General features: G+C 72.8%; 4 protein-coding genes and 1 pseudogene. 4 read left to right on the top strand and 1 reads right to left on the bottom strand.

Annotated features, from left to right (window positions below; translation table 11 throughout):
• Window positions 1–366 (bottom strand): annotated as a pseudogene (locus JNL41_RS01555) (hypothetical protein); the annotation flags it as partial.
• Between the two features lie 113 nt (window positions 367–479).
• Here JNL41_RS01555 and JNL41_RS01550 point away from each other — a divergent pair.
• The 4 genes from JNL41_RS01550 to JNL41_RS01535 all read left to right on the top strand — a co-directional run bounded on the left by JNL41_RS01550 (window position 480) and on the right by JNL41_RS01535 (window position 7,125).
• Window positions 480–2,801: a PAS domain-containing sensor histidine kinase gene (locus JNL41_RS01550; RefSeq protein WP_293472509.1), complete on the top strand. Its 2,322-nt coding sequence runs from the start codon at window positions 480–482 to the stop codon at window positions 2,799–2,801.
• A gap of 129 nt (window positions 2,802–2,930) precedes the next feature.
• Window positions 2,931–4,070: a hypothetical protein gene (locus tag JNL41_RS01545; protein WP_293472508.1), complete on the top strand. Its 1,140-nt coding sequence runs from the start codon at window positions 2,931–2,933 to the stop codon at window positions 4,068–4,070.
• A complete protein-coding gene (locus JNL41_RS01540; RefSeq protein WP_293472507.1) occupies window positions 4,067–5,263 on the top strand; it encodes a caspase family protein in 1,197 nt (398 codons plus the stop codon). The genes JNL41_RS01545 and JNL41_RS01540 overlap by 4 nt, the downstream gene beginning before the upstream one ends.
• Window positions 5,260–7,125: a pYEATS domain-containing protein gene (locus JNL41_RS01535; RefSeq protein WP_293472506.1), complete on the top strand. Its 1,866-nt coding sequence runs from the start codon at window positions 5,260–5,262 to the stop codon at window positions 7,123–7,125. Before JNL41_RS01540 ends, JNL41_RS01535 begins: the two co-directional genes overlap by 4 nt.
• The last annotated feature ends 2 nt before the right edge of the window (window positions 7,126–7,127 follow it).

The following is a 7,127-nucleotide window of genomic DNA, read 5'->3' as shown; positions in this document are numbered from 1 at the left end:
GTACGAGACGGCCAGGCGCCAGACGGTCCTGGGGGGCGTCTTCGGCGGATCGGGCCAGCGGCGGCCGTCGGCGTAGGTGGGCTGGACCTGCCGCGGCCGCGCGGCGCCGTCGGCCACCTGCTCGACGAGGGCGCAGTAGCGGTGCTCGGCCTCGGGCGCGGCCCCCGTCCGCTCGTCTTCGACCCGGCCGCGCCAGGCGTCGAGCGCGGCCTCCCGCGTCGCGAACGCCGGGCCGACGACCTCGGTGGCGAACGCCACGCCGGCCCCGGCGTGGCGCACCGCCTCGCTCCGGCGCGCCGCACGGCCCAGCGGGCGCGAGAGCGCCTGCTCCCCGTTGGCGGCCACCGGATAGAGGATCGCGGTCATCGGGCGCATTCTCGCCGAAAACGCCTGCGGATAGAACTCGGCCCGGAGACCCGGGCGCGCGTGCCGGCGCGCCACGCCCGGCCTAAGCTGCGCGAGAACTGATTCGGGACACGATGAGCGCGCAAGACCTGATCCTCGCGGCCGCTGCGGGCGCGGTCAGCCTGGCCCTGTCGGCGGTGCTGTGGGCCTTCGCCCAGCGGCGCGTGGCGGACCGCCGCGTGGCCGAACTCGCCCGGCGCATCCGCGGGCTCGAGGCCGGCGCCGAGACGGCCCAGGCCTCGGCCGAGGCGTTCGATTCCGCCCTGCTGGCGGTGGAGGACGGCCACGCGCTGCTGGCGTCGGGCGGGGAGAGCCTGGGCGTCTGCTGCGAGGCGCTGGGCCTGGCGCAGGCCGAGCCGCAGGCCCTGCTGAACGCCCTGATGCGCGCCGACCCCGACCACGCGCGGCGCCTGCGCGGCCTGTTCGAGCGCGGCGAGGCCTGCGCCTTCGAGGTGAAGGGCCCGGCCGGCGTGGTGACCGTCGAGGGCCGCGCCGCCGGCGCGCTGGCGTGGCTCCGCGTCTCGGCGGTGCTGGGCGAGGATCAGGGGCTGCCGACCGCGCCGCGGTTCGCGGCCTTCCTGGACAGCCGCGCGACGCCGGCCTGGATCGCCGCCGCCGACGGCTCGCCGGTCTGGGTCAACGCGGCCTGGCTGAAGGCGGTCGACGCCGGCTCGCTGGACGAGGCCGCCGCGCGCGGCGCCGCCTTCGACCGCGGGGCCGACGCGATCGCGTCCGAGGCGGCCAACATGGGCCAGCGGCGCGACGCGGTGCGCTGGCTGTCGCTGGACGGGCGCCGCCGCGCCTTCCACATCTGCGCCCAGCCCCTGGAGGGCGGCGGCGTCGGCGTCTGGACCGACGACCTCACCGACCTGGAGGACGCGCGCGAGGACATCAAGCGCAACATCGAGGCGCACGACGAGACCCTGAACCGGATCGACGACGCCGTGGTGGTCTTCGACAAGGCCAAGCGCCTCAGCTTCCACAACACCGCCTTCGCCGAGCTGTGGGGCCTGGAGCCGGCCTGGCTCACCGAGCGGCCGACGCACGGGGAGGTGCTGGACCGCCTTCGCCAGCGCCGCCGCCTGCCCGAGACCGCCGACTACGCCAGGTGGAAGGCGGCCGAGCTCGGCCGCTACGAGCAACTGGAGGCCGCGCCCGACGAGATGTGGTCGACCCCCGACGGCCGCACCCTGCGCGTCGTGCGCCAGCCGCACCCGATGGGCGGCCTCCTGCTGCTGTTCTCCGACATCACCGGCGAGCTGCGGATGAAGGCCCAGTTCAGCGCCCTGGTGCAGGTGCAGCAGGCGACGCTCGACAAGCTGTCGGACGCGGTGGCGGTGTTCGGCTCGGATGGGCTGCTCCGCCTGCACAACGAGAGCTTCGAGCGGTTCTGGAACATCACGCCGCTGCAACTGGAGGCGGCCGGCGACTTCGAGGGCGTGGTCGACCTCTGTGTCCACAAGCTGCACGACATGACGTTCTGGAAGGAGCTGAAGGGGCGCGTCGCCGACCCCGACCCGACCGCGCGCATGGCCATCAACGGCGAGGCGCCCACTTCGGACAACCGGATCGTCGAGTACCGCACCCGGCCGCTGCCGGACGGCGCGACGCTGATCGCCTTCACCGACGTCACCGACGCGCGCCAGCTGCAGAGCGCGCTGGCCGACCGCGAGGCGGCGCTGTCGGAGACCGAGCGGCTCAAGCGCGACTTCGTGGGCAACGTCTCGTACGAGCTGCGCACCCCGCTCACCACGATCATCGGCTACTCCGAACTGCTGGAGCATTCGGGCGACGGCGTCTCGGACCGGGCCCGCGGGTACGCCGCGGCGGTGAAGTCGGCGGCCACCCAACTCGCCCGCTCGATCGACGACGTGCTCGACATGGCCCAGATCGACGCCGACGAGATGGCGCTGGACCTGGGGCCGGTGAACGTGGCCGACCTGCTGATCGAGGTGGCGGCGCGCTGGCGCGGCGAGGCCGAGCCCAACAAGGTCTCCATCGTGCTGGAACGTCCCGACGACGTGGGCGTGATCCGCGGCGACCGCCGCCGCCTGAGCCAGATCCTCGACCACCTGATGGAGAACGCCATCGGCCAGACGCCGGCCGGCGGGACGGTGACGGTCGCGGCGCGCAAGGCGCTGGGCGAGGTGCAGCTTCAGGTGTCGGACACGGGGCGCGGCATCCCCTTCCACGTCCAGGCGCACATCTTCGACCGCTTCATCGGCCGCGAGCGCGGCGGGCCGGGCCTGGGCCTGGCGCTGGTGAAGGCGCTGACCGAGCTGCACGGCGGCTGGGTGGCCCTGGAGAGCGAACCCGGCGCCGGCGCCACCTTCACCTGCCACCTGCCCGAGGAGGCCCATGCGGTGAGCCAGCCGGAGCTGGGGTTCGCCGGCTAGACGGCCCCGGAGGTCGGGCCGGGGGCGGCCCGCGCCGGCCTGCTGGCGCCGTGTATCTGGTGCAACCAACAGTTGCTCGCCCCGTGCGATGGAGTCACTGTTCGCGACCGGCGTTCTGGGAGGGTGGCGATGGTCCAGATGGTGTTCGTGCATGGCGTGGCGACACGCACCAGCCCGGCCTACGACCAGGAAGAAAAGAACCGGGACAAGCTGTTCAAGGAGGTGCTGTTCCGCGGCGCCAACCCGGCGCTGAACATCCGCGCGCCGCGCTGGGGCGACCTGGTGCCGGAGATGGCGAACAAGGGGGCGTCGTTCGAAGGGGACAGGGTGGGCTCCTCCTACGCCGCCCTCGCGCCCGCCCAGGACTTCGAGGTGCAGGGCGCCGCCATGGCGGAGCTGACCAGGGCCGATCCCCGCGCCGCCATCGACGCCATCTACGCGACGGCCGTCGACCGCGCCGACCGGCGCAACGAGGACCTGACCGACGACGACATCCGCGCCTTCCGCGCGGTGGTCCGCGGCCTGGCCGGCGAGGCTGCGCCCGCCGTTCCGGACTCGGCGACCGACGAGGAGCTGGTGCTCAATCTCGGGGCGATGGGCGCCAGCGGAAGCTACGGCGCGATCGGAGACAAGCTGAAGCGCGCCGTCGCGGCCCTGGCGGACCGCGCCCGCAACACCGTCTCGACGGGGGTGTCGAACGCCTTCCGGGACGACCTGAACCCGCTCGTCGGGCGCTTCCTCGGCGACATCTTCGTCTACCTGAAGGCCGACGACGCACAGGCCGTCGGAACCCGCGGCAGGATCCGCGAGCGCGTCGTGGCCGACATCGAGGCCGCGCACGCCGACGCGAAGGCGGCCAACGACAAACTGGTCCTGGTGGGGCACAGCCTGGGCGGGGTGATCCTCTACGACCTGCTGTCGTCGCCGGCCGGATCGGGTCTTCCGGCCGACCTGAAGGTGGATCTCCTGCTGACGGTGGGGTCGCAGCCCGGGTTCTTCGAGGAGATGCGGCTGTTCGACTTCAAGCGCCCGGCCGGCGCGGCCTCGACGCCGCGGCCGGCGTCGGTGGCGGCCTGGCACAACGTCTTCGACCCCATCGACGTATTCGGCTTCCCGGTGACGCCGATGTTCGCCGACGCCAGCGACTTCAAGTTCGATTCCGTGACGGGGCTGCTCTCGGCCCACACGACCTATTTCAAGCGCCCGCAGTTCTACGCCCGCGCCCGCAAGCGGCTGGAGGATCTCGGGCTGGTCCCGAAGCCGCAATGACCCTGATCTTCGAGCGTGACCTGGGCGACGGCGTACCCGTCACCCATGCCTTCGTCGTCGGCGTCGGCGCCTATCCGGACGCGAAGCCGGGCAAGGGGGTGAACAAGGACCTGCGCGCGGTGCCCGACGTCGCCAGCGCCGCCGACAGCGCCAAGCGGATGTGCGACTGGCTGATCGAGAACAAGGACAAGCTGGGCGCCCCGCTGGCGACGCTGGAGGTGCTGATCGGCGACGCGGCGCATCCGGCAGGCGCGACGCCCTACGCCTGGGCCAACGCGCCCGCCGCCGCGGTCCAGCCGCCGACCGTCGAGAACGTGAAGGCGCGGGGCAAGGCCTGGGTCGGCCGCCTGAAGGCGCGGCCCGGGGACACGGCGCTGTTCTACGGTTGCGGCCACGGCGCGCGCTGGGGCGCCGATCCGGTGCTGTTCCTCCAGGACCTGAACACCAACGAAGACGATCCCTGGGGCGGCTTCTTCAACGTCGGCGAGACGGCGAGCGCGTTCAAGCAACTGGACGAGATCAGGTCGGCCTTCTTCTTCCTCGACGCCTGCCAGGAATTCTCGCCGAAGCTGGAGCTGTCCAAGACGAGCTGGTTCGCCCGGATCATCAAGGCGCAGGACCCCTTCCTCCCGTCGCGCGAGAAGGTGTTCATGCTGAGCGCGACGGCCGCGGGGATGAAGACCTACGACGGCGTGTCGGACGATGTGCCCGGCGTCCGGCTGGGCCGGTTCACGCAGACGCTCTGCACGGCGCTGGACGGCGCGGCGGTCCGCTACGAGCGCGGGCAGTGGATCGTCCATCCGGGCCCGCTCTACCAGGACATCAAGCTGCTCTACGGGACCTACGACTGGGGCGACGGCGACGATCCGCTGCCGTTCGACCCGACGCAGACGGCGCTGCCCAACGAAGTCCATGCGATCGTGCGGCCGGACGCCCCGGAGGTGCCCGTGCGCGTGTTCACCGACCCGGCCGACAAGATCGCCGGTTTCGACCTGCGGATCTTCGCCAATCCCAATCGCGGCGATCCCTGCGTGCGGTCGCGCGAGGCGCGCGCGGCGACCGCCTGGATCGCCTGGGTCCCGGCCAGCAAGTACCCGCACTTCGCCGTCGCCGACGACGGCAACGGCGTCTTCCATCAGGAGATGTTCAACCCGGACTGCCCGATCTTCGACCAGCGGATCCCGATCCCATGAAGACCAGCCTGAGCTTCGCGGCGCCCGCGGACCTGTCGGTCGGCCGTGTGACCATCGAGAACGAGAGCGGCGTGGTCTCGGAATGGGTGGCGACGCCCAACACCCGGGGCCTGGAGCTCGAGGACTGCGCGCCGGGTCTCTACAGCGTCGAGATCACCCCCGCCGGGATGCGGCCGCAGTCGTTCGTCTTCGAGGTGAAGCCGGACCTCCCCAACGTCGTGGCCGCGCCGCTGTATTCCGCGCTGGCGGCCGGCGGGGCGGCGGCGACCTTCCAGGGGATCGAGGATCCGCGGGAAGCGGCCGAGCGCCTGCACCGATCGAGGAAGCACGAGCCGTCGCAGCCGGCGCGCGAACGGCTGGCGGTGCGCACCGAGCCCGCGCCGACGCCGTCGGTCACCTCGGCGCGGGTGCTGACGATCGGCCTGGCGCAGGACGAGAAGCTGAACGCCTTCGGCGGCTGGCGGCCCTATTTCGAGACCGAGCCGACGATCGAATTCGCGACGGGCGGCGGACTGAACCTGCTGATCGCCCCGCCGCGCGACGCGGTCGCGCGCAATCCGCGCATCCGTCTCTCCGCGGCGCTGGAGGGCGTGCGGGTCGAGCGGATGATGATCCCGCTGTTCGTCGGCGGCACGCGGGTCGCGTTCCAGAATTCGCCGCTGGTGACGCCGGACGTCGCGATCCAGGTGACGCCGCTGGATCCGGAGCGGCGGGCCCTCCTGCGCGCGCTGCATGCGGGGGTCGAGGACGAGGCCGTGGCCGTCTTCCGCGACATCCTGGGCGGCGGCTCCATCGGGCGGTTCGTGGAGGGCGACGGCGAGGACCCGTGGGCGGCGATGATCGCGGCGCTGCTGGCGGTCCGCTTCCCGGCGGTGTTCGGCGACAGCCCGGCGGACTGGGGGCCCATGCTGGCCGACCGCTATCCCTGGGCGTCCGACACCCACGTCGTCCTCGCCCGCCACCACCTCATGTCGGCGCAGTCCGGGGTGAGCCGCAAGGCCGCGGCGAACGACGCGCTGAACGCCCTGCTGGCCGCCCAGAGTCTCGGCTCGCCCTACTTCGCCTATGCAAACCAGCTCATGGGCGAGATGCTGGGCGGGCTGGCGGCCCTGCGGGACTTCGACGGGACGCTCGTCGAGCGCGCCGAGCTGCAGCTCAGCAAGTGGCGCGACGACGTCCCCTTGCAGAGGAGCGCCGGCGCGATCTTCTCGTGGCTGCGGAGCGATCCGAAGCTGCGCAGGGCCGGCTCGCTCCAGCCCTATCGCAGCACCCGCGGCAACCTCAGCGACCGCTACTCGCGCATCGTGTTCCGCGGCCAGGTCGACCTGAACGGCGTCAGCGTGCTGGCCCCCGCGGCCAGCACCGCGCCGAAGGCCTTCGACACGGCCGAGGCCGCGAGCGGGCTCTCCGTGGCCGCCAGCATCGACGGCTCGGCCGCCGTGCTCGCATCGGGCGGCGCCTCCCCCAGCGGACGGCTGCCCGAGGCGCCGGCGCTGGCGCGGCCGGTCACGGTGTACGACGACCCGAACGCGGGCCGCTTCGGCGGCGCCGCGTCGGCCGGCGGCTATGGCCTGAGCGCGACGTTCCGCGAGGCGTCGGACGCGACGTGGGTCGACGTCGACCTCGTCGTGCGGGCCGAGCGCAGCCGCCCGCCCAGCTATTCCGACACGGTCGAGTTCTTCCTGCACCCGACCTTCAACCCCAGCCGGATCAAGGTCACCTTCCGCGGCCACGAGGCGGCGCTGTCGGTCCGCGCGTGGGGCGGCTTCACGGTCGGCGCCTGGCTGCCCGAGCACGGCGTCGAACTGGAGTGCGACCTGGCGTCGGCGGCGGGCGCGCCGCGGGTGATCCGCGAGCTGTAGGC

It is taken from the genome of Phenylobacterium sp., from assembly GCF_016793285.1.
Classification (GTDB): Bacteria; Pseudomonadota; Alphaproteobacteria; order Caulobacterales; family Caulobacteraceae; genus Phenylobacterium.
This window is presented reverse-complemented; position numbering and strand designations above follow the sequence as displayed.

Excerpts from the sequence above, each read along its gene's own strand:
- JNL41_RS01550 (WP_293472509.1), top strand. The coding sequence starts at position 480 with ATGAGCGCGCAAGACCTGATCCTCGCGGCCGCTGCGGGCGCGGTCAGC.
- JNL41_RS01545 (WP_293472508.1), top strand. The coding sequence starts at position 2,931 with ATGGTCCAGATGGTGTTCGTGCATGGCGTGGCGACACGCACCAGCCCG.
- JNL41_RS01540 (WP_293472507.1), top strand. The coding sequence starts at position 4,067 with ATGACCCTGATCTTCGAGCGTGACCTGGGCGACGGCGTACCCGTCACC.
- JNL41_RS01535 (WP_293472506.1), top strand. The coding sequence starts at position 5,260 with ATGAAGACCAGCCTGAGCTTCGCGGCGCCCGCGGACCTGTCGGTCGGC.